Source organism: Nocardia sp. NPDC003693 (genome assembly GCF_053981095.1).
In genome coordinates this window covers 144,816-165,025 of record NZ_JBSFNO010000003.1, presented here as the reverse complement: position 1 = coordinate 165,025, position 20,210 = coordinate 144,816, and the positions used below count along the sequence as shown (strand labels likewise).

General features: G+C 68.8%; 21 protein-coding genes. 15 read left to right on the top strand and 6 right to left on the bottom strand.

Going from position 1 to position 20,210, the window contains the following annotated elements; translation table 11 throughout:
- Nucleotides 1-104: 104 nt before the first annotated feature.
- On the bottom strand, nucleotides 105-1,040 hold the full coding sequence (locus ACWDOP_RS06235; RefSeq protein ID WP_456344197.1) for a MerR family transcriptional regulator: 936 nt from the start codon (nucleotides 1,038-1,040) through the stop codon (nucleotides 105-107).
- Between the two features lie 62 nt (nucleotides 1,041-1,102).
- Between ACWDOP_RS06235 and ACWDOP_RS06230 the strand changes: the two genes are divergently transcribed.
- A complete protein-coding gene (locus tag ACWDOP_RS06230) occupies nucleotides 1,103-1,702 on the top strand; it encodes a maleylpyruvate isomerase family mycothiol-dependent enzyme (protein WP_456344196.1) in 600 nt (199 codons plus the stop codon).
- A 51-nt stretch (nucleotides 1,703-1,753) separates the two neighbouring features.
- Here the strand turns inward: ACWDOP_RS06230 and ACWDOP_RS06225 are convergent, their stop codons facing one another.
- Nucleotides 1,754-2,890, bottom strand: a complete 1,137-nt coding sequence (locus ACWDOP_RS06225; protein ID WP_456344195.1) for an epoxide hydrolase family protein — start codon at nucleotides 2,888-2,890, stop codon at nucleotides 1,754-1,756.
- Between the two features lie 61 nt (nucleotides 2,891-2,951).
- Here ACWDOP_RS06225 and ACWDOP_RS06220 point away from each other — a divergent pair, with 61 nt between their 5' ends.
- The 3 genes from ACWDOP_RS06220 to ACWDOP_RS06210 all read left to right on the top strand — a co-directional run bounded on the left by ACWDOP_RS06220 (nucleotide 2,952) and on the right by ACWDOP_RS06210 (nucleotide 5,707).
- A complete protein-coding gene (locus tag ACWDOP_RS06220) occupies nucleotides 2,952-3,926 on the top strand; it encodes a helix-turn-helix transcriptional regulator (protein WP_456344194.1) in 975 nt (324 codons plus the stop codon).
- Nucleotides 3,927-4,067: 141 nt separating this feature from the next.
- Nucleotides 4,068-4,283 (top strand): hypothetical protein, encoded by a 216-nt coding sequence (locus tag ACWDOP_RS06215; protein WP_456344193.1) that lies wholly within the window; start codon nucleotides 4,068-4,070, stop codon nucleotides 4,281-4,283.
- A 110-nt stretch (nucleotides 4,284-4,393) separates the two neighbouring features.
- Nucleotides 4,394-5,707, top strand: coding sequence for a cytochrome P450 (locus ACWDOP_RS06210; protein WP_456344192.1), 1,314 nt, complete (start codon nucleotides 4,394-4,396; stop codon nucleotides 5,705-5,707).
- Nucleotides 5,708-5,929: 222 nt separating this feature from the next.
- On the opposite strand, the gene ACWDOP_RS06205 is transcribed toward ACWDOP_RS06210, so the two are convergent.
- On the bottom strand, nucleotides 5,930-6,337 hold the full coding sequence (locus ACWDOP_RS06205) for a MerR family transcriptional regulator (protein ID WP_456344191.1): 408 nt from the start codon (nucleotides 6,335-6,337) through the stop codon (nucleotides 5,930-5,932).
- 117 nt (nucleotides 6,338-6,454) lie between these two features.
- Between ACWDOP_RS06205 and ACWDOP_RS06200 the strand changes: the two genes are divergently transcribed.
- The 5 genes from ACWDOP_RS06200 to ACWDOP_RS06180 all read left to right on the top strand — a co-directional run bounded on the left by ACWDOP_RS06200 (nucleotide 6,455) and on the right by ACWDOP_RS06180 (nucleotide 10,067).
- A complete protein-coding gene (locus ACWDOP_RS06200; protein WP_456344190.1) occupies nucleotides 6,455-7,411 on the top strand; it encodes an MBL fold metallo-hydrolase in 957 nt (318 codons plus the stop codon).
- 4 nt (nucleotides 7,412-7,415) lie between these two features.
- Nucleotides 7,416-8,024 carry a GNAT family N-acetyltransferase gene (locus ACWDOP_RS06195; protein WP_456344189.1) on the top strand — a complete coding sequence of 203 codons (609 nt, stop codon included), beginning with the start codon at nucleotides 7,416-7,418 and terminating at the stop codon, nucleotides 8,022-8,024.
- A gap of 234 nt (nucleotides 8,025-8,258) precedes the next feature.
- Entirely contained in the window at nucleotides 8,259-8,534 is a 276-nt protein-coding gene (locus tag ACWDOP_RS06190; RefSeq protein WP_456344188.1) for a YggT family protein, read from the top strand.
- Nucleotides 8,535-9,398, top strand: a complete 864-nt coding sequence (locus ACWDOP_RS06185; RefSeq protein ID WP_456344187.1) for a hypothetical protein — start codon at nucleotides 8,535-8,537, stop codon at nucleotides 9,396-9,398. It begins immediately after the preceding gene.
- A 177-nt stretch (nucleotides 9,399-9,575) separates the two neighbouring features.
- On the top strand, nucleotides 9,576-10,067 hold the full coding sequence (locus ACWDOP_RS06180) for a beta-class carbonic anhydrase (protein ID WP_454204372.1): 492 nt from the start codon (nucleotides 9,576-9,578) through the stop codon (nucleotides 10,065-10,067).
- Between the two features lie 58 nt (nucleotides 10,068-10,125).
- Here the strand turns inward: ACWDOP_RS06180 and ACWDOP_RS06175 are convergent, their stop codons facing one another.
- A complete protein-coding gene (locus tag ACWDOP_RS06175) occupies nucleotides 10,126-10,431 on the bottom strand; it encodes a hypothetical protein (protein ID WP_456344186.1) in 306 nt (101 codons plus the stop codon).
- Nucleotides 10,432-10,671: 240 nt separating this feature from the next.
- Between ACWDOP_RS06175 and ACWDOP_RS06170 the strand changes: the two genes are divergently transcribed.
- Both ACWDOP_RS06170 and sigJ read left to right on the top strand, forming a co-directional pair.
- Entirely contained in the window at nucleotides 10,672-11,862 is a 1,191-nt protein-coding gene (locus ACWDOP_RS06170) for an NAD(P)/FAD-dependent oxidoreductase (protein WP_456344185.1), read from the top strand.
- Nucleotides 11,859-12,776: an RNA polymerase sigma factor SigJ gene (gene sigJ, locus ACWDOP_RS06165; RefSeq protein WP_456344184.1), complete on the top strand. Its 918-nt coding sequence runs from the start codon at nucleotides 11,859-11,861 to the stop codon at nucleotides 12,774-12,776. Before ACWDOP_RS06170 ends, sigJ begins: the two co-directional genes overlap by 4 nt.
- A 75-nt stretch (nucleotides 12,777-12,851) precedes the next feature.
- Here the strand turns inward: sigJ and ACWDOP_RS06160 are convergent, their stop codons facing one another.
- Nucleotides 12,852-13,643 carry an SAM-dependent methyltransferase gene (locus ACWDOP_RS06160; RefSeq protein WP_456344183.1) on the bottom strand — a complete coding sequence of 264 codons (792 nt, stop codon included), beginning with the start codon at nucleotides 13,641-13,643 and terminating at the stop codon, nucleotides 12,852-12,854.
- A 323-nt stretch (nucleotides 13,644-13,966) separates the two neighbouring features.
- Nucleotides 13,967-14,887, bottom strand: a complete 921-nt coding sequence (locus ACWDOP_RS06155; RefSeq protein WP_456344182.1) for a hypothetical protein — start codon at nucleotides 14,885-14,887, stop codon at nucleotides 13,967-13,969.
- Between the two features lie 511 nt (nucleotides 14,888-15,398).
- On the opposite strand from ACWDOP_RS06155, the gene ACWDOP_RS06150 reads away from it, so the two are divergent.
- The 4 genes from ACWDOP_RS06150 to ACWDOP_RS06135 all read left to right on the top strand — a co-directional run bounded on the left by ACWDOP_RS06150 (nucleotide 15,399) and on the right by ACWDOP_RS06135 (nucleotide 20,164).
- Nucleotides 15,399-15,965 (top strand): hypothetical protein, encoded by a 567-nt coding sequence (locus tag ACWDOP_RS06150; protein ID WP_456344181.1) that lies wholly within the window; start codon nucleotides 15,399-15,401, stop codon nucleotides 15,963-15,965.
- 127 nt (nucleotides 15,966-16,092) lie between these two features.
- The gene (locus ACWDOP_RS06145; protein WP_456344180.1) at nucleotides 16,093-16,944 is read left to right on the top strand and encodes a hypothetical protein; all 852 of its coding nucleotides are present in this window, start codon (nucleotides 16,093-16,095) and stop codon (nucleotides 16,942-16,944) included.
- A gap of 203 nt (nucleotides 16,945-17,147) precedes the next feature.
- Nucleotides 17,148-18,671 carry a MutS-related protein gene (locus ACWDOP_RS06140; RefSeq protein ID WP_456344179.1) on the top strand — a complete coding sequence of 508 codons (1,524 nt, stop codon included), beginning with the start codon at nucleotides 17,148-17,150 and terminating at the stop codon, nucleotides 18,669-18,671.
- Entirely contained in the window at nucleotides 18,668-20,164 is a 1,497-nt protein-coding gene (locus ACWDOP_RS06135) for a MutS-related protein (RefSeq protein ID WP_456344178.1), read from the top strand. Before ACWDOP_RS06140 ends, ACWDOP_RS06135 begins: the two co-directional genes overlap by 4 nt.
- The last annotated feature ends 46 nt before the right edge of the window (nucleotides 20,165-20,210 follow it).

Here is a 20,210-nt window from a genome sequence, read left to right as displayed (position 1 = left end):
TCGGTTATCTTGTCAGGCGAGTTATCCGACCGCGCGGCGAGTTCGGCTCGGCACGCCGCAGAGGTGATCAACGGATTCGCGAAGGACAGCGCGATCGCCGAGAGCTACGCGGGCACTACTTGATCGGGCCCGTCCACCGACATCGCCAAGGCGGTATCCAGCCACGACAGAGCGGTCGCCGAGGTGATCGGTGCACCGAGCAGCTCACCGGTCGCACTCCAGTACCGGTCGACCCGACCGCCGACGGGGCCGATCAGCAACCGCCGCCGCAACTCCGGCGTGTCCGCCACCCCGCGGGCCCGGGCGTGCGCGTCCACGAAACGATCGAGTTCGACACCGGGCCGGGGCGCTACTCCCTCGGCCACCCGCGAGCCCGCTTCCACGCACGCGTCGGCCACCCCGACGAGCAGTCCGCGCCGGTCCCGGATCCGGAACGGCTCCTGCCGCCACAGCTGTTGTTTGAGCTGCGCACGCACCACCGGATCAGAGACCGCCACAACGAGTTCGGCGTAGCCGACGAGCTGCGCCGGACTCGGCTCACCCTCCGGAACCGGCACGTTCATCGACAGAAACGCCTCGAGCAGATCCGGCGGGAGGGCGCCGAGCGCACCCCGCCAGAACCCGATCAGCGTCTCGCGCGCGCCCCGTCGATCCGCGACGGCCGCGAGCAGTTCCAGGCGCACCGCGCGCTCGACCGGCCCGGCAGACTCGACCGCCACCAGCGCCGCACGCCGCCACGCCAGCGCGTCGAGTTCGATTTCGAGCGCGGCTCGCTCGGCGGCCAGTACGTCGTCGAGTGATCGTTCCCCCGCGAGTACCTCGGCGATGGCGGCCAGCCCGAGACCCAGCGCCCGCAGCCGGCGGATCGACCGCAGCCGCTCCACCGCGGCCGCGGTCTCGAAGGTCCGGTGCCCGCCGCCGGTGCGGTCGGCGTCGAGAAGCCCGCTGTCGCAATAGAACCGGATCGTCCGCACCGGCACACCCGTCAACTCCGACAGCTCGCCGATACTCGCGCGCCGCGTGTGCTGGATCGCTGTCACTTGAACCTCCACCCCGGTGGAGTTTCTACGGTACCGGCACCCCACAGACGAGGAGCCGTCCCATGACCACCCATCCCACCCCCGCCGCCGAAGACATCTGGCGTGCCGTCGCCACCGAGCGCACGAGTCTGCTCGCCATGCTCGAGCCACTGACCGAAGCCGACTGGCAGCATCGCAGCCTGTGCGCGGACTGGCGCGTCCGCGATGTGGTCGCCCACCTCATCCTGAGCGCCGAACTCCGGCTCCCCCGGCTCATCCGGGAACTGATCCGGGCGCGCGGGGACATCCACCGCGCGATCCGGGTCAGCTCCATCGAGCACGCCGAGGCGCACTCGACCGCCGAATTGCTCGGCCAGCTCCGCGATTCCATTCCCGCGCGCGTCACCCCGCCGGGCACCGCGCCCATCGATCGGCTCATGGATCTGGTGGTCCACGCCCAGGACATCGCGATCCCCCTCGGGATCGAGCATCCCGTGCCCGAGTTCGCGGGCAGGCTCGCACTCGAACACGTTTGGGGGATGCGGGATTTCCGCGCCGAGCGCAGATTCGCGGGCCGCCGCCTGATCGCCACCGACCTGGACTGGGCCGCGGGATCCGGAGCCGAGACCAAAGGTTCCGCGATCGAGCTGCTCATGCTGGTGACCGGGCGAACGACCGGCTAGCCGTCGCCGAGCGGGGCCTCGACCATCGAGGCCCCACCCGCGATCGAGCAGCTAGCGGAGCTTGCGCAGGAACTCCCGCATATCGGTGATCAGCAGATCCGGGGTCTCCATCGACGCGAAGTGCCCGCCCCGATCGAACTCCGACCACCGCGTCACGGTGTTCTGCTTCTCGGCGATCCCGCGAATCGTGGCATTGCCGGGGAACACCGCCACCGCGGTCGGCACACCCGAGTTCGGCAGATCCGCGCCCCACTGCTGGGACTCCTTGTACAGCCGCATCGAGGAGCCGATCGTGTTGGTGAACCACAGCACCGAGATATTGGTCAGCAGCATGTCACGATCGATCGCCTCGTCCGGCGTTGACTTCGAGGGATCCACATAGGTTTTCACCACGTCCAGCACCCAGGCCAGCAGGCCGGCGGGCGAATCGGCCACCGCCGGGGCGAGGGTCTGCGGGCGCGTGGAGTGTATCCCCGCGTAGCCCGAGGTGTCCTGACTGCTCCAGTCGGACAGAGCCGCGATCTTCTCCTGATCGGCGGCGCTGTACCCGGAACTGTCGTCGTCCCAGGACGGGATGGTGATCGGATCGTTCAGGTGCACGCCCACCACGTGCTCGGCGTCGATCCGGCCCAGGTTCGGCGCGACGAACGACCCGGCGTCCCCGCCCTGCGCGGCATAGCGGTCGTAGCCGAGCTCGGCCATGAGTTTCGCGATCAGCTCGGCGCTGCGCTCGGTGCTCGCCTGCCCCGGCTGCCGCGTCGGGCCGGAGAACCCGAAGCCGGGCAGCGTCGGAATGACAAGGTGGAACGCGTCTTCCGGATCGCCGCCGTGCGCCCGCGGGTCGGTCAGCGGGCCGATCACCTCGCTGAAATCGGCGAACGGCCAGCCGTGCACCAGCACCAGCGGCAGCGCGTTCGGCTCGGGCGAGCGCACGTGTAGGAAGTGCAGGCGCTGCCCGTCGATCTCGGTGACGAACTGCGGATGCCGATTCCACGCCGCTTCGTACGCGCGCCAGTCGTATTCGGTCCGCCAGTACTCGGCGAGCTCGCGGACATAGGCCGTCGGAATGCCGTAGCTCCACTCCACGCCCGGCAGTTCGTCCGGCCAGCGCGTGTTCGCGAGGCGCGCGTGCAGATCATCGATCACATCGGCGGGAATATCGATCTGGAAGGGTTCGGGATTCGTCATGCTTCTACGGTAGAAACCGCTTAGGCCAGCTTCTGTCCTAATCAGCGCGCATTCTGGAACCATGCTCGAAACCTCTGCGCGGCTGCTGCGCCTGCTGTCGCTGCTGCAAACCCATCGTGAATGGTCCGGCGCCGACCTGGCCGACCGGCTCGGGGTCAGCGGGCGCACGGTCCGCCGCGACGTGGACCGGCTCCGCGAACTCGGCTACCCGGTCGACGCCGTGCAGGGTACCGCCGGATACCGACTCGGCGCGGGCAGCGCCCTGCCGCCGCTGCTGCTCGACGACGAGGAGGCCCTGGCGGTGGCGGTCGGACTGCGCACCACCACCGGCGGTACCGTCACCGGCATCGAGGAAGCCTCGCTGCGCGCGCTCGCCAAACTCGAACAGGTGATGCCCTCGCGGCTGCGGCACCGGCTACAGGCCCTGCAGCGCACGGTCGTTCGCGTGGAACCGGGAACCGGCCGGGTCGAACCCGACGCCCTGCTGGCCATCTCCGACGCCTGCCACCGCCGCGAACGCCTGCGCTTCGACTACACCAATCACGGTGGCGGGCAATCGATCAAGGAGGTCGAACCGCACGCGCTGGTGAACTTCAACCGGCACTGGTACCTCGTCGCCTGGGACGTCGCCGCCGGGGATTGGCGCACCTACCGCGTCGATCGCCTGCGCCCCCGCATTCCCACCGGTCCCCGCTTCCCACCCCGCGATCCACCCGACGGCGACGTGGTCGCGTTTCTCTCACACCGGCTCTCCTCGGGCACCTGGCCGTTCCGCGCCACCGTCACCCTGCACCGCTCGGCAACCGAACTCGCCGACCGCATCTGGGCCGGAATGGGCGCGCTCGAGGCCGTCGACGAACACAGCTGCCTGCTGCACGTCGGGGCGGACTCGCCCTGGGCGCTGTCCTGGATGATCACGTCCATAGACACCGATTTCACCGTCACCGAACCCCCCGAACTGGTCGAACAGATCCGGAATCTGGCCCGGCGCTGCACCGATGCGACCCCTCCGGTGAATCCGGCCGTGTCACAGTGACGTTCGCGGCCGGGCGAATATCACCCGGAATTCGGATTGAGAAGGCGAACTCCGGGTACGCCCGGGGGCAGAAGGAAGTCCGGCCGGTGCCGGGCTGACCGGCATCAACACAGTCGCCCATTGTCGAAAAGGTAAGCCGCGATGCAGAACATCGCCGAGCGGATTCGCCTGTCGGCCATCCAGGTGTGGTGGTCGGCCCGCGATGCCGCGTTCATCGCCAGGTCCGAACAGTTTCCCGCGCTGAGCCATGCCAACGCGTCCTCGTCGCTGGCCGCGGTCGACGGCTTGATCGACAAGATCTGCCGCGCCGCCGCGCACGACTCCGCGCCACCCGATCGCGAGTACCGCCCGGGATAGGGTTCCGGAATTCGGACGCGCGGCTCCGCCCGCCGATCCGCGCGGCATAAGCTGAGGGGCAAGCGTTTCCGGCCGCTGCCCCGAGCGGCCCGCGCGAAGGGATCGACGTCGTGACCATCGCCCACCCACCCGGGCCCCGGCTGCCCAGCATCGTCCAGACGGTGATGTACGCGAAGTGGCGCGGCGCGCTGCTCACCCGGGCCCAGCGGCGGTACGGCGACGTATTCGGGCTGCGCCTCGTCCCGCCCTTCGGGCGCCGCGTCGTCGTGTTCTCCAGGCCCGAGCACATTCGGGAGATCTTCGCCGCCGACCCCGCCGATCTGCATGCCGGAGAGGGCAATCGGCTGCTCATCTTCGTCATGGGCGAACATTCGCTGTTGCTCACCGACGAAGCCGAACACGCCCGCGCCCGGCGCCTGCTGATGCCCGCCTTCGCCGGCTCCGCCCTGCGCGGCTACCGCACGCTGGTCGAGGCCATCGCCAAGACCCATATCGACCGCTGGGCGGGCGAAACCCGGGTACACGCGCTGGACCGGATGAACGACCTGACGCTCGATGTCATCATGCAGGTGGTGTTCGGCATGACCGACGAGGACCGCCGCGCGGCCCTCGCACCCCGATTGCGGCGCATCGTGAACCTCAATCCCATCGTGTTCTTCGGCTGGAAGTACCCGCGCCTGCAGCGCATCGGCCCGTGGAAGCGGTTCCGGGACAATCAGATCGCGATGGACGACCTGCTCTACCGCGAGATCACTCAGCGCCGCGCCAATCCCGAGGTGGCACAGCGCGTCGACGTGCTGTCGCGGCTGCTGGCCTTCGGCTCCGGCGAGAACGCCGCCGACGCGCCGCTCTCCGATGCCGAACTGCGCGATCAACTCGTCACGCTGTTGCTGGCCGGGCACGAGACCACCGCCTCCGCCCTGGCGTGGGTCTGCCACGAACTCGCCGCCGATCCCGCGGTGCAGGAATCGGCGCGCACCGCCGCGCTCGCGGGCGACGACAAATACCTGGAGGCCGTCCTCAAGGAGGCCATGCGCCTGCGCACCGTCATCGCGGCCACCGGCCGCAGGCTCACCCGCGACATGACCATCGGCGGCGTGGATCTCCCCCGCGGCACGATCGTGTCCACCTCGATCCTGCTCGCGCACGCCCGCACCGGAAGCTTCCCCGACGCCGCCCGATTCCGCCCCGAACGGTTCCTGGACGGGACCGTGGCCGCGAACACCTGGCTGCCGTTCGGCGGCGGTGTGCGCCGCTGCATCGGCGCGGGCTTCTCGCTCATGGAGGGCACGGTCATCCTGCGCGAGCTGCTGACCCGCTACCGGTTGTCGCTGCCGGAGGGCGTGAGCGGCGAGCGCGCCCGGATCCGCAACATCACCCATGTGCCCGCGCGGGGTGCGCCGGTGCTGCTGACCGCGCTCTGACGAGGCCCGCGCCCGCGATCGGCTCGGCGCGCAGCCGGGCCATAACCGCTCGAGCGGCACACACCACGCTGGGTCTCGACCACGTCGAGGCCGCCGGCGATGCCATGACCGGCGCGCCGTGGTCGCGAGCGAATCGGGGGCTGCGACACCCGAAGCCGGTTCGGCTTTCGCCGCGGCTCGAACCGGCCGGGACCACGCGCCACGATCGAGAACACGCCGATCTCACGTCCGGTGGCGACCCGATTCATCCGCCCGCACGAACGCCGCGCACTCGTCGCATTCGGCGATCACCGGGTGACCGCACTCGCCGACGTGCGCGAGAAACCGGTCGGTGGCCCGCAGCAGCGCGATCTGTTCCCGCACCTCGGCGCGTTTGGCGGCGATGAGGGCGACCCGCTCGTCGTGCCCGCTGAGGCCGAGCCGGCGAATCTGGGCCAGCGACAGTCCCGTTCGCTGGAGCCGCCGAATCAAGCGGACGACATCGAGGGTCGGCTCGTCGTACCCGCGATGGCCCGCGGAATCGCGCGGCGGCCGCAGCAGGCCGACCGACTCCCAATGCCGCAGCACGTGCGCTTCCATGCCGAGCAGCGCCGCGGCGTCACCGATCTTCAACAGCGTCGAGGTGGTCATCGCTTCGCCCCTTTACTTCACGTCGACCCTTTACTTCACGTCGACCTTAAGTAATACCGTGCATCGTCCGCCGCGGCCGCGAGGCCCGGAATCAGGCGGTGAATGGAGATTCAGCACATGTCCGACCCGGTTCATTCCCCCGGCCTTCTCGAATGCTGCAGCGCCGTAGCCGGTCTGGTGCGCGGCGCGGTCCGCCCCCGTCCGCGCGACGAGCGGTTCCTGCGGTCGATCACCGACGCCGGCCTGCCCACGCCGCGCGCCACCGTGCGGGTGACCGCGCTCGAGCAGGTTCCGCGCAGCGTGCCGACGGCCGCCATCGTCGAGGGCGTCCACACCCCGCGGCGAATCACCAACGCGCTCACCACCTTCCTGGTGCGGCACCCGAGTGCGGTGTTCCTGGTGGATCCGAGCGTGTGCCTGGACGCCGAAACCCGGGCCATCGCCCAGCTCCCGGCGATCCTGCGCGCGGTGGTGCGGCCGCCCGCGAGCACCCTGGCGACCATCACCGCGCTCGCCAACGAGCCCACCCTGCCCGCACCGGATTTCGCGCTGCCCACCCACGCGCACTGGGACCACGTCTGCGGCCTGCTCGACCTGCCGGGCCTGCCCGTGCACCTGCACCGGCCCGAATTCGACTGGGTCACCGCCGGATCGGTCGCCCCGGTCGGCGGCGTCCGCGACTCGCTGGTCGACCGCCCCGTCGAGCTGTACGACCTGGACGGCCCGCCCGTGCTGACGTTCACCCGCAGCCGGGACGTCTTCGGCGACGGCAGCGTCGTCCTGGTCGATCTGCCCGGTCACACGCCGGGCAGCGTCGGCGTCCTCGCGCACACCGAGCGCGGCTGGGTGCTGCTGGCCGGTGACGCGGCCTGGCACACGCTGCAGATCTCGGAGATCCGCCAGAAGTCCGGCTTCCCGGGCAAACTCGTGGATCACGATCGCGACCTCGCGTTCCGGACGCTGCACCGACTGCACCTCGCGCGGCACGCGGCGACCGTCGTGCCGACCCACGACCACGCCGCCACTGTCACCCTCGGGACTGATTCGGAAGCCGGTGCGCACCCAGTAGCGTGATGCCATGGACGTCACGGTTCGCCCGGCACTCGCTTCGGATATCCCGACCATGGGCAAGGTATTGGGGATCGCCTTCTCCGACGATCCCGTCTTCACCTGGCTCATCCCCGACGACAAGGTGCGCGCCCGGCGCGCGGCACTGATGTTCGAGGCCCTCATCCGGCATCAGTTCTTCGCCACCGGCGGCGCCGAGGTGGCGCTCGACGACAACGGCGTACTGGTCGGGGTGGCGGTCTGGGCTCCGCCCGGCAAGTGGAGCTCGAGCGGGCTGGCCTCGCTGCGCATCCTGCCGGGGCTGGCGCGTGCGCTGCGGGGCAAGCTGGCCCAGGGTGGCCGGATGGCCGAGACCATGGCCGAGCATCACCCGAAGGATCCGCACTGGTACCTGGCCTTCATCGGCACGCTGCCCAGCGCGCGCGGGCGGGGTTTCGGTCAGGCGCTGCTCAGTTCCCGGCTCGATCGCTGTGACGCCGAGGGCGCGCCCGCGTACCTGGAGTCCAGCAAGCCCGACAATGTGCCCTACTACGAGCGGTTCGGGTTCGAGAAGACCGGGGAACTGGACGTCACGCACGGCGGGCCGCTGATGTGGCCCATGTGGCGCGATCCGCGCTGATCAGCGGCGCGCGTGTCCGGTGCCCGGCACCGGACACGCCGTTCGCCGAGCAACCGCCCCCGCGTCCCCGGCGTTACGATCGGCCCACGTCGGCCCCGGCCGTCGTGCCGCGGTCGCGATGTTCGCCGTCAGCTGATATCAGTTAGCTGAGAATGCGACAAAACCGGCACTTTCGAATCGGCTGTCCGTTGAAACCGGTAGGGCGGCCGATGCGCCGCCGTGAAGGAGTTGATCATGAGCCTCATCGGCGCGGTACTCGGATACATACTGACGGCATTCATCCTCGTCATGCTCGCCCGGCTGATCCTGGACTGGATCGCCACCCTCGGCGACAACCCTTCCTCGACGTATCGGGCACGCGAGATCATCCACAAGCTGACCGAGCCGGTGATCGCACCCGTGCGCAAGGTGCTGCCGCCCATCCGCGCGGGCGGGCTGGCCATCGATCTGGCGTTCACCATCGTGTTCGTGCTGGCGATCATCCTGCGCTCGGTCTTCTTCAGTCTCTGAGTGTTCGCTCCGCTTCGCCGTTCGCGGCGAAGCGGAGTTCCGGAGAAATCGTATTTCATTCACAAGAACCACAATTCGCCCAATTCCGTCATTAATGGCTTTCGGAGTTGGTTCCACTGTCGGAAATCCTGCGGGCAGGTAGCATCTCGCAATGGCCTACCAACAGTGAGGAACTTCATGACTGAAGACGAGAAAGTGTCGATGTCCTTTCCGCCGGCTGAGCCTCCGCCATTTCCCGAGCCCGAACCGCAGCCGCCGAAACGCGGAATCTCCCGCCGCAGACTCGCCGCCATCGCGGGCGTGCTCCCGCTGGGCGCCGCGGCGGTCGGCACCGCCTTCTTCGTGCGCGACGAGGGCGACACCCAGCCCTCGCCCGTGCGGAACAGCGCCGAGACGAACGCTCGCACCGCGGCCGGCGCCGACACCATTCCCACCCAGTCCGCGCCGCCGGAGGGATTGCAACCCGAAATCGCGAAGATCGGCGGCCGGCATATCGCCGCGTTGCACGCCATTCACAACTACATGGCACACATTTCGAACTATGAACCGCAAACCCTGGACAGCTATTTCGCCGGGGCCATCGATTCCACGACGGGTGCGTGTCGCCAGCAATTGATCGACACCCGCAATTCCACCCGCGACTATTTCGTCTCTACGAACACGCGCTGCCAGGTCATCGAATTCAACGCGGGCCTGCGCGCGATCACCGGCACCACGGCATTGGGCATCGGCTACGTCAAACAATCCACCTCGAGCGATCTCGCGCCGATTCCGTCGGTGTCCCTGGTCGCCATGGCGGTGACGGCCGAGGAGCAGACCGACGGACGCTGGCTGATCAGCGACGTCAAGCGCATCTCCACCTGAACGAACCGGTCGGCCGGTTCGCCACGCCGGGCGAACCGCCGCGACCCTCGGCAATCCCACGGCACAAGGGTTTACGTCACCATGCGTGGATCCCTCGCGCTGCCACCGCGAGTGCGCCACCGTCGTCGATGCACTGATTCGCATGTCCTCACCCCACATCGACGCAAGGACGCGACCATGACCGTCACCGACGAATACCTCGCCAACAATGCCGAGTACGCCGCGCAGTTCAGCGGCCCGCTGCCGCTGCCGCCCAGTAAGCACGTCGCCGTGGTGGCGTGCATGGACGCCCGGCTCGACGTCTATCGCATTCTCGGATTGAACGACGGCGAAGCCCATGTCATCCGCAATGCCGGCGGTGTGGTGACCGACGACGAAATCCGTTCTCTCGCCATCAGTCAGCGACTGCTGGGGACCACGGAGATCATCCTCATTCATCACACCGACTGCGGCATGCTCACCTTCACCGACGACGATTTCAAACGCTCGATCCAGAACGAGACCGGCCTGAAGCCGGCGTGGTCCGCCGAGGCGTTCCCGGATTTGGACGAGGATGTGCGCCAGTCGATTCGGCGCATCGAGGCGAGTCCGTTCGTCACGGCCACGACGTCGTTGCGCGGATTCGTATTCGACGTCGCCACGGGCAAACTGAACGAGGTCATCGGCTGATCCCCCCGGCTCGTTCTCGAGTCGCGCGAGGGGCGGCTCGAGAACGAGCCGGTCGTGGCTACGCGGAGACGGTGGTGGCGGGTCGCCGCCAGATCCACACCGCGGCCGTCGCGAAGACGGTGGCGCAGGCCAGCCCGAAGGCGGCGGCGCCCAAGCGATACTGCCAGTGCGCGAGGTCGGCGAACGCCCCCGCGCGGGTGGGCGGGAAGAGCCCGAAGGCGACCGCCATCACCGCCAGGTAGGCGCACGAGGCCAGGGTGATCCAGGTCAGCGGGCTGCGTCTTCGCCACCGCCGGGCCGCGTCCTCGGACCGCGAACCCGGCTGCACGTCACGTTCCGACTGATTCGCCGGCTGGCTGATCATTGCGACAGACTACTTCCAGTAAACGGACAATTCGGGACTCGAAGGCTCGCCACGCGAGTCGCGCGGTGGCGGTCGGGGCCGAACCGGCTTCCACTCCCGTGTCCGGTGGCCTCGGGGCATCGCGTGCATCGGCGACCCGAGGCGCGGAGTCCGGACACCTCCGCTACACGCCGCTCGAGCCCGGGCCGTGACCCGGGTCACCCACTGTTACGCGGCCGCCGTCGGCGGTGTCTCGATGGCATGACTCCAAACAACACCGTCAGCACCAAGGTCGTCGTCATCGGGGGCGGATACGCGGGCATCGTCGCCGCCAACCGCCTGGGCCGCCGCGCAGACGTCGCGGTCACCGTCGTCAACGCGCGGGCCAGGTTCGTCGAACGACTCCGGCTGCACCAACTGGTGGCCGGCAGCGGAACGGCGAGCGCGGACTACGGCCCGCTGCTCGGCGAGAACGTGCGCTTGGTCGTCGACAACGCCGAGCGGATCGACACCGCGAGCCGGACCGTGCGGCTCGCCTCCGGCCGAACGTTGGAGTACGACTACGTCGTGTACGCGGTCGGCAGTACCGCGGCGGTGCCGGACTCGATACCCGGCGCGGCCGAATTCGCCTATCCCCTGGCCGAATTGGAGAACGCGGAGCGGCTGCGGGCGCGGCTCGCCGAAGTCCCCGCCGACGCGCCGATCACCGTCGTCGGCGGCGGGCTGACCGGCATCGAGACCGCGGCCGAGTTGACCGAACAGGGCCGGCGGGTCACCTTGGTGTGTGGCGGCCGGCTGGCCCCGGGCTTCTCCGAGCGCGGACGCCGCACACTGGCGCACTGGCTGGCCCGCCGTGACGTCCGGGTGATCGAGGAGGTGCGGGTGACCGCGGTGCGGGAGCGGCGAGTGCTGCTGGCCGATGACAGCGAGGTGCCCGGCGCCGTCGTGATCTGGACCGCCGGCTTCGGTGTTCCGGACCTCGCGGCGCGCAGCGGCCTGCGCACCGACGGACTCGGCCGGCTGCTCACCGATGAAACGCTGACCTGCATCGACGACGATAGCGTGCTGGCGGCGGGCGATGCCGCGGCGCCGTCGAATCAGCCGCTGCGCATGAGCTGCCAGGCGGCGGGCCCGCTCGGCGCGCAGGCCGCCGAGACGATCCTGAGCCGCATCGCCGGAAAGCGGCCCGCCGCACTGGATATGGCCTTCCTCGGCGCGAACGTCAGCCTGGGCCGCGGGGCGGCGGTCGTGCAGTTCACGCACAAGGACGACTCCCCCAATCGGATCGTTGTGCGCGGCAGGCTCGCCGCGTCGATCAAGGAGATCGCGACCAGGGCCACGCTGTGGGGACTGCGCGCCGAGGCCCGCCGGCCCGGATCCCTGGTGTGGGCCAAGGGCGGGCCCCGGCCCGAGACCGTGGTGCTCGACACCTCGGCAGGCCGCGACCGATGATCGCGCCCGACGAGCACGCCGAGAGATTCACCCTGCTGCGGCCGCTGCTGTTCACGATCGCCTACGAAATCCTGTGCTCCGCAACCGAATCCGATGACGTGCTGCAGGACAGCTATCTGCGCTGGGCCGAGGTCGACCTGTCGGCGGTCCGGGACACCAAATCGTATCTGGCGCAGGTGGTCACCCGGCAGGCACTCAATGTCCTGCGGTCGCGGACCCGGCGCCGGGAGGACTACGTCGGCCCGTGGCTGCCCGAACCCCTGCTCCTGGCCCCGGATGCCGCGACGGACGTCGTGCTCGCCGAGTCGGTGTCCATGGGCATGCTCGTCCTGCTGGAAACACTCACCCCCGAGGAGCGCGCGGTCTTCGTCCTGCACGAGGTCTTCGGCTTCGAACACGACGAAATCGCCGGGGCGGTGGGCAAATCCGCGACCGCGGTGCGCCAGCTGGCCTACCGGGCCCGCGGGCACGTGCACGCCCGGCGCAATCGGTTCGGGCCGGTCGACACCGCCCGCACCGCCGAGCTCACCGGCCGCTTCCTGGACGCCGCCGCCAGCGGCGATCTGGCGGGGCTGCTCGCCATGCTCGCGCCGGATGTCACCTGGACCACCGACAGCGGCGGCAAGGTCCTCGCGGTCCGCGAACTGCTGATGACCGGGGCCACGCGGATCGCCCCCGTGCTGCTGACCCTGCTGCGGGCGATTCACCGGTTGCCGGACGCGCGCCTGGAACCGGTGCACTGCAACGGTGATTCCGCCGTGGCGATTCGTCGCGGCGATAGGCTCGAAGCCGTGGTGGTGCTCGAGTTCGCCGACGGAAAGATCGTCAACGGCTACGCGATTCGGAACCCGGACAAGCTCGCGGCGCTCGGGGTGACCCGCACGATCAGCCGGACCGCCGACGCTCAGGGGTGAGCGTACGGACAACCACCGCAACGCACGACGGCCGGACGCGTGATTGCGTCCGGCCGTCGTGCCGAGTTGCCGTGGTCAGCGCTTGCGCGCGATACCGGCTACGACCATCGTCTCGAATTCGTTCAGCGCGTGGGGCGTCATGGTCTCGTCCGGACGCCAGTCCGCGCACGGCCGCACCGCCGGATCGTCGAGCGGTTCGAGATCGCCGAACAGCGCCTCGATCTCCTTGAGCGGACGGCACTTGCCGCGCCCGAACGCGTCGAAGATCTTCCGTTCCGTCGCGACGGCCTCGCGGGTCTCGCCGGAGCGGAAGTGCGAAATGTAGATCAGGCTATCCGTCGGCACCTGCTCGGCCCAGTAGCGAACCACGGCCGACGGGTTCTCCTCGTCCTCGAGAAAGCTCAGGACCGCCGCGAACAGGATACCGACCGGCTCGTCGAAGTTGATGAGCCGCTTGACATCCGGGTGTTCCCGGATCGCCTCGGGTTTGCTCGCGTCGGCTTCGACGAAGGCGATACCCGAATCGACAGCGAGCAGTGCGCGGCCGTGGCCCGCCACGAACGGATCGTTGTCGACGTACACGATGTGGGCGTCCGTGTGCTGGGCACGCGCCACCTGGTGGACATCGGAGTTATCGGGATCGGGGAGGCCGCAACCGATATCGATGAACTGCCGAATGCCCTGCTTGGCCATGGTGCTCACCGCGCGCCGGACGGCATGCCGGTTCGTAATCGCGAGTTGGTCGGAACCGGGCAGATCGCCCTTGAAGTAGTCGCCGACATCCTTGTCGACGCCGTAGTGATCCCGGCCGCCGAGTACGTAGCTGTATACGCGTGCGACACTCGGCCGCGATTGCCGTTGTCGCATGGTGTTGATGTTCAACTCTCACACCCCTTTACCCTCCGTGCACCAGCGGGTTTGTCGATCGCACGGGAAGCTCGCCTCCGGCAGAACCTTGATTGAAGATCATTCCAGATCAACGCCCGGACGGAGCGTGCTTTCCCTCAGACAATACCGTGACGAACCCACGTTCAGACCCTCTCATGGCAATAACGCTCGCGGGTTGCGGATGGTGAACCTCGATGCGGCGCAGCGGGTTCCATCCGCTCTCGTTACTGAGACTCACGTTCGATAGCGAGTCAGATGGGAACCTACCGTACCGAGGTCACGCCCCGGTAGCGCAGCGGGCCTCAGCCGGTCACTTCCGCCGCCGTGCCGCGTCCCGTCCGGCCGCTCGCCAGCAGCTCGTCCAGCTGGCGTTCCGCGCGTTCGGCGCGGGTCAGCGTCTGCAGGCGGGCGTCATCGAGGGTCGCCATGCGCGCGGCGGATTCCTGCCTCACCTGGTCGAGGGCGGTGGCCGATTCGGCCCGCACAGCGGCGATATCGGCGGCGGCCGAGCGCTGGGCGGCCGCCATGTCCGCGCGCACCCGGTCAAGTTCCTCCCGCACCCGGGTCAGTTCGTCGCGGGTCTCGGCGACGACCTGATTGCGTTCTGCCACAGCCTGTTCCGCCCGTTCGATGGCCCGCTCGGCGTCGGCGGCCCGCTGCACCGCCAGATCCCGCTCCGCGCCGGCGGCGGTGATTCGCTGCGTGGTGTCCCGGCGCACCTGCTCGATCTCCGCCGCGGTCTTGGACCGGGCCAGTTCGATCTCCTCGGTGGCCTGCTGACGGGCCCGTTCCACGTCCTCGGCGGCCTCCCGGCGAATGGTCCGCACTTCGGCCTCGGCCTCGGTGCGCGCGGCGAAGACATCGTCGGCGGCCTGCTTGGTGATTCGCTCCATCTCCCCCAGCGCGTCGTCACGGGCACTGAGCGCCTCGGCGATTCGGCCCTCGGCGGCTTCGGCGGCGGCGATCGCGTCCTCCGCGGCAGCCTCCGCGGCGGTGCGGGCGTCCTCCGATTCGCGCCGCGCCTGTTCGGCGCCGACGACCGCCATCTCGGCTTCGGCGATCTTGCGGCCGGCGTCCGCCTGCACGGCCTGGACCTGGGCCTCGGCCACGGAAGGGTCGGCCAGCGTGGACAACTCGGCCACGCTCGCGGCCAGGGTAGCGCTCAACTGGTCCGCCAGCGTCCGGAACTGAACGAGCAGTTCATCGGCTCGCAGCCGGGCCACGGTAACCGGCCCCCGTTGCGTCACAGTGACGTTCGCGTCCGGACCCGCCACCTCCTCCTGCGACAGCCTTTGCCGCTCCCGCCACGCTCGCCAGCGCGTGTGGTCCGGGTGTTCACAGTATTCCGAGGGCCGTCCCGGCCCCGTTCCCCGAGTGATCGGTTTCGTACAGCCCGGGTAGTTGCAGATGCTCGACACCGCAGAATCGTAGCGTTGGTTCCGTCATTTCCAACGCAACAACACGAAACGAATCCCTTTCCGCCCCAAACCAACCCAATTTGGCCTGACCTCCGATAAGTGAACCTTATCGGGGGTCAGGCTGAAGAACCTTCTCGTTCGACGTCGTATTTAATACGTTTACGTTTGGTCGCAACCAACGAAACGAATCACCAACAAAACCAGTCAAAAACTGTGCACCCCTGTACAGTCGTCCCATTTCCGCCAAATCGGCCCGAGAATCTGTCAGGGCAAGCCAGTAGCGTCACGCTGTCGTTGGAACGAACGGAAGAGGATCGTGGCGAATTCGCAAGTGTGGGCCGGGGACTCCGTCCATTGGATCGCCGTACGTGGCAAGTCCCCCGACGCGGTCTGTGCGGAGCTCGGCCTGCGGCGAACCGGCGTATACGAATGCGACTCCAGAACGCAGTACGCAGGCGCTGTGATGGCCGACGGGTGGTTCTTGATCGTCGAGGACGGGCGTAACGAAGTCCTGAGGAACAGAACCGACTTCGCGCGACTGTCGCAGGACTGCGAGGTAATCGAATGCACCTTGGAGGCCGAGTACCTCGACAGCGACAGCGCGATCGGGTGGCGGGACGGGTGGCGACGATCGAGAAGTCCCCTCGCGGCGGTCTCATCGTCACGGGTGGTGTGCGGGGGCCGGGTTCTCGTTGACCTGCCCGAAGCGGCCGGACCGAGACGGTCCTTTGCGCCGGATGCCACCGCCGGTGGGGAGATCGACTCCCACGGCTTCAGCGAGTTTCGGAATCCGTACGGCCGCATCCTCACCCATTGGATCGCGAACCGATCAGAACTCGAAGCCTCTGAGCCGCCGCCGACGTGGATCGAGTCGGCAGGCTGATCGGGCCGTTAGTCCTTCGTTGGTGGATGCGGAGTGTCGACCCCGAACATGGGTTTCAGACACAAAGCAACGGTGATCCGAACCGCTCGAGCGGGGCTGGTCCACCCACCAGAAAGGTGACAAGACAATGACCAGTGCCGCCAAGCCCGCCCTGAAACGAGCCGTCCTGGCCGCTTCGGTGTTCGCGCTCTCCGCCGCCGGTATGCAGCTCGCGACCGCCCCGGCCTACGCCGTGGCCGGCCCGACCTCCAAGTACGAGTGCCGCGACCTGCAGACCCCCGGCAGCCTGTTCCCCGGCGACGAGGTGGCCTGCACGCTCACCGTCAGCACCGCGGGCAACGACACCTTCGAGAATGTCGTTGCGGAAGTGACCATTCCGAAGAACACCGTCTACCAGTCCGGCGGCACGCTGCAGGGCACGCAGAAGGTCGTGTTCACCATCGGCGAGGTCACCAAGGCCAAGACCGGCACTGCCACCCTGCGGGTCATGGTCGCGGGCACCACCCCCGACAAGACCAACATCTCCAGCGAGGCGGTCGTCAAGGGCTTCGCCCCGAACGGCGCCTTCGACACCACCGCGGCCTCCAACACCCTCGTCGTCACCACCGCGGGCGCGGGCAACCAGGGCGGCAAGCTCACCGCCAAGGAGGATCGCGCCTCGGTCAACACCTTCGGCCGCGCCGAGACCCCGATCTCCGACCTGGTCGACGCCGCCGCCGGCGTCACCCCGAAGATCGAACTGGTCACCAGCGCCGAGCCCAAGAAGGGCTACGTGGCCGCCCAGATCATCGACAACGGCCAGAAGATCGCCTGGACCGCCCTGTGCACCGCGACGGCCCAGCAGAAGACCGAGTCCTTCACCGTCAAGATCTCGGCTCCCGGCCAGACCGCCGTCGAGGCCAAGGTGACCGTCCTGCTCGGCGACAACGTCGCCAACCAGGGCTTCGCCCCGCCGGCCCCCTGCGCCCTCAAGCCCTGACCCCAATGCTGATCCGCCGCCGGCGGATCCGGCGAGCGCGGTCGGTGCGGCTTCCCGATAGCCCACCGGCCGCGCTTTCGCGTGTGTTCTCGCGGGTCCGGTGGGGGCGCTTGACGGTTGGTCCGGGGCATCCCTAGTCTCCGAAGCTGGTGGCCGGGCGGTGCGATCCGCCGTCCCGGCTCGGCACGAGCGTAGGGGTGGGTATGCGAGCGGGCAGTGTGCTGTGGCCGAACGGGGCGAGCGTCGCGGAGGTGGTCGTCGGCGCGGAGACGGTGACCGATCTGAACATCGATCAGGTGATCGCGGCCGTGCTGCGGGAGGGGCACGAGTTCGGGCTCGAGGGGGTGTTCGGGCGGCCGGTGCGGGACGTCGCGACGGTGCGGTATCGCCAGGAAGTGTTCGCGGACTTGGCGAATGACGCGGTGCGAGCGGTGTTCGACGAGTTCGCGGCGGGGATGCGGCGGATGCGCCGGCGACTCGCCGGGTCCGAGCGGTTGAAGCACCCGTTGCAGCGGGCGCGGTGGCGGCTCGACGCGGCGGCGGATTACATCGATGTGGTCACCGCCATGGCCGTGGGCTCGAGCCGGGTGACGCTGCGTTCGCGAGCGTTGCGAGAGTGGCGGGACTTCGTCGAATCACACGTCGGGAGTGCGGATTTCGTTCGGCTCGACGGCGATGTGCGGGAGGTTCAGCGGGTGCTGGCCGCCGTGCGGTACAGCGTGCGGCTCGTGGACGGGACCGTCGAGGTCGGCTCGGCCGGTGACGCGCCGGATTACAGCGCGACCGTCGCGACCCTGCTGGCGCGTTTCGGGTCGGGGCCGCCGCCGGTCGCGAGGAGGGCCGCGGAGTGGGCCGACATGAACCAGCTGGAGGAACAGATCCTCGAACGAGTCGTGGCGCTGAATCCGACGGCCTTCGACCGGCTCACCGCGTTCGCGGCCGGGCACGAGCGGTTCGCCGATCCCGGTGTGGTCACCTTCGATCGGGAGATCCACTTCTACCTGCTGTACCTCGACTACGCCCGGACTCTGACCGGTGACGGCCCGGCCATGTGCCTGCCGGAGCCGGCGCTCGGCGGCGACGTCCATGCCACCGGTGCTTTCGATCTAGCGCTCGCCGGTCGGCGAGCAACCGCGGGAGAGTCGGTGGTCCGCAACGACTTCCACCTCGCGGGCCCCGAACGCATTCTCGTGGTGACCGGCCCCAATCAGGGCGGCAAGACCACGTTCGCGCGCATGTTCGGCCAGCTGATCTACTTCGCGGCGCTGGGCTGCCCGGTCCCGGCCGCCGCGGCGCGACTGCCCCTGCCCGACCGCCTCACCTCGCATTTCGAACGCGCGGAACAGGCGAGCGACACCGACGGCAGACTGCTCGCTGAACTCGAGCGGGTCCGTGTCACGCTCGAGCGGTCCACGGCCGACAGCGTGATCATCCTGAACGAGAGCTTCAGCTCGACCAGCACGGCCGACGGCGTGCGGATCGGCGCCGACGTTCTCGATCGGATCGTCGCGCGGGGCTCGATCGCGCTGTGGGTGACATTCTTCGACGAACTCGCGGACGCGGGACCGGAGACCGTCAGCATGGTCGCGGCCACCGATCCGGAGGACTCGTCTCGCCGCACGTTTCGGATCGTGCGCCGCCCCGCCGACGGCAACGCGCACGCGGTGGTGCTCGCCGAGCGCTACGGGCTGACCTACGACCGGGTCACGGCGAGGATGTCGCGATGAGGGTGAATCTGCTGCACCCCGAAGGCCACGCGCCGAGCATCGCGATCGTCGGCGATCGGGTCCGCGACGACCTCGGCCTGGAATCGCTGCACACCGCCATGGCGGCGGGCGATCCGATCATCCTGGAGGCCGTGCGCGCGATCGTGCCCGCGGCGCTGACCGATCCGGACGCGATCCAGTACCGGCAGGCCGTGCTGACCGACTGCCTCGCGCACCCGGAGATCGTTCGCGAGCTGTACGCGATCGCGCTGGAACCCAAAGACATTCGGCGCTGGCCGCTCGATGTCCGGCGCCAGGCCGGTGGCAAGATCCTGTTGGCCCTGCCCCCGTTCGTCGAGCTGCTCGCCTGCCTGCGCCGCCTGCGGGAGCTGTGCGACCGGAACGGCTCGGTGTTCGGCTCGACCGGGCTCACCGACCTGTTCCGCACGGTGCTCGACCACTTCGACGACGATTTCCTCGACGCGGTCGAAACACAGCTAGCCGCACTGTATTTCGACAACGGCGTGCACCTGACAGCCGGGCTCGGGATCGGCAACAAGATCGCCGACATCGTGCTGCACGATCCGCTTCCGCCCCGCCGCAACCGCTTCGGCCTGACCCGCCGCCCCGATCGCAGCTTCCGCCCCATCGAAGACCCCGAAGCCCGGTCCAATCCGGCCATGAACCCGGTCAAGCAGCTGCAGGACCGGGCGCTGGCCGAGGTCGCCGACGTCGTCGGCTACGCCGCGGAGCACATCCACGCGTTCTTCGAACGCCTGCGCACCGAACTCGCGTTCTACGTGGGCTGTCTCAACCTGCGTGACCGCCTCGCCGCGGCGGGTCTGCCCGTCTGCCTGCCGGTCGTCCACCCCGCCGGCGTCCCGCACCTGCGCGCCACCGGCCTGCGAAATATGAGCCTGTCCCTGTCCGGGAACCGTGCGGTGATCGGCAACGACCTGGACGCCGACGACCGGTCGCTGATCGTGGTCACCGGCGCCAACAACGGCGGGAAGTCGACCTTCCTCCGCAGTCTCGGCACCGCCCAGCTGATGATGCAGTCCGGCATGTTCGTTCCGGCCGAGACCTTCGAATCCGATGTCCGCGACGGGATATTCACCCACTTCGTCACCGACGAGGACCGCACCATGACCCACGGCAAGCTGGTCGACGAGCTGTCCCGCATGAGCGCGATCGTCGACCTGATCACGCCCGGGTCCCTGCTGCTGTGCAACGAGTCCTTCGCCTCGACCAGCGAACGCGACGCCACCCGAATCGCCACACCCCTGCTCGACGCCCTCACCGCCTCCGGCGTCAAGCTCGTCTTCGTCACCCACCTCTACGAGTACGCACACCAACGCCATCTAGCGGGCCACCCCGCCGACCTGTTCCTGCGCGCCGAACGCCGCCCCGACGGCACCCGAACCTTCCAGCTGTCCCCCGCACCGCCCGAGCCGGGCAGTCACGCCGCCGAGATATTCCAGCGCGTATTCGACGGCGGTGCGATCGGTGGATGATCCCTACTCGCGGCAGAATGCCGGGGTCGCCATTTGCCGATGGCTA

Excerpts from the sequence above, each read along its gene's own strand:
- ACWDOP_RS06230 (WP_456344196.1), top strand. The coding sequence starts at position 1,103 with ATGACCACCCATCCCACCCCCGCCGCCGAAGACATCTGGCGTGCCGTC.
- ACWDOP_RS06225 (WP_456344195.1), bottom strand. The coding sequence starts at position 2,890 with ATGACGAATCCCGAACCCTTCCAGATCGATATTCCCGCCGATGTGATC.
- ACWDOP_RS06220 (WP_456344194.1), top strand. The coding sequence starts at position 2,952 with ATGCTCGAAACCTCTGCGCGGCTGCTGCGCCTGCTGTCGCTGCTGCAA.
- ACWDOP_RS06215 (WP_456344193.1), top strand. The coding sequence starts at position 4,068 with ATGCAGAACATCGCCGAGCGGATTCGCCTGTCGGCCATCCAGGTGTGG.
- ACWDOP_RS06205 (WP_456344191.1), bottom strand. The coding sequence starts at position 6,337 with ATGACCACCTCGACGCTGTTGAAGATCGGTGACGCCGCGGCGCTGCTC.
- ACWDOP_RS06200 (WP_456344190.1), top strand. The coding sequence starts at position 6,455 with ATGTCCGACCCGGTTCATTCCCCCGGCCTTCTCGAATGCTGCAGCGCC.
- ACWDOP_RS06195 (WP_456344189.1), top strand. The coding sequence starts at position 7,416 with ATGGACGTCACGGTTCGCCCGGCACTCGCTTCGGATATCCCGACCATG.
- ACWDOP_RS06190 (WP_456344188.1), top strand. The coding sequence starts at position 8,259 with ATGAGCCTCATCGGCGCGGTACTCGGATACATACTGACGGCATTCATC.
- ACWDOP_RS06180 (WP_454204372.1), top strand. The coding sequence starts at position 9,576 with ATGACCGTCACCGACGAATACCTCGCCAACAATGCCGAGTACGCCGCG.
- ACWDOP_RS06175 (WP_456344186.1), bottom strand. The coding sequence starts at position 10,431 with ATGATCAGCCAGCCGGCGAATCAGTCGGAACGTGACGTGCAGCCGGGT.
- ACWDOP_RS06170 (WP_456344185.1), top strand. The coding sequence starts at position 10,672 with ATGACTCCAAACAACACCGTCAGCACCAAGGTCGTCGTCATCGGGGGC.
- sigJ (WP_456344184.1), top strand. The coding sequence starts at position 11,859 with ATGATCGCGCCCGACGAGCACGCCGAGAGATTCACCCTGCTGCGGCCG.
- ACWDOP_RS06160 (WP_456344183.1), bottom strand. The coding sequence starts at position 13,643 with ATGCGACAACGGCAATCGCGGCCGAGTGTCGCACGCGTATACAGCTAC.
- ACWDOP_RS06145 (WP_456344180.1), top strand. The coding sequence starts at position 16,093 with ATGACCAGTGCCGCCAAGCCCGCCCTGAAACGAGCCGTCCTGGCCGCT.
- ACWDOP_RS06140 (WP_456344179.1), top strand. The coding sequence starts at position 17,148 with ATGCGAGCGGGCAGTGTGCTGTGGCCGAACGGGGCGAGCGTCGCGGAG.
- ACWDOP_RS06135 (WP_456344178.1), top strand. The coding sequence starts at position 18,668 with ATGAGGGTGAATCTGCTGCACCCCGAAGGCCACGCGCCGAGCATCGCG.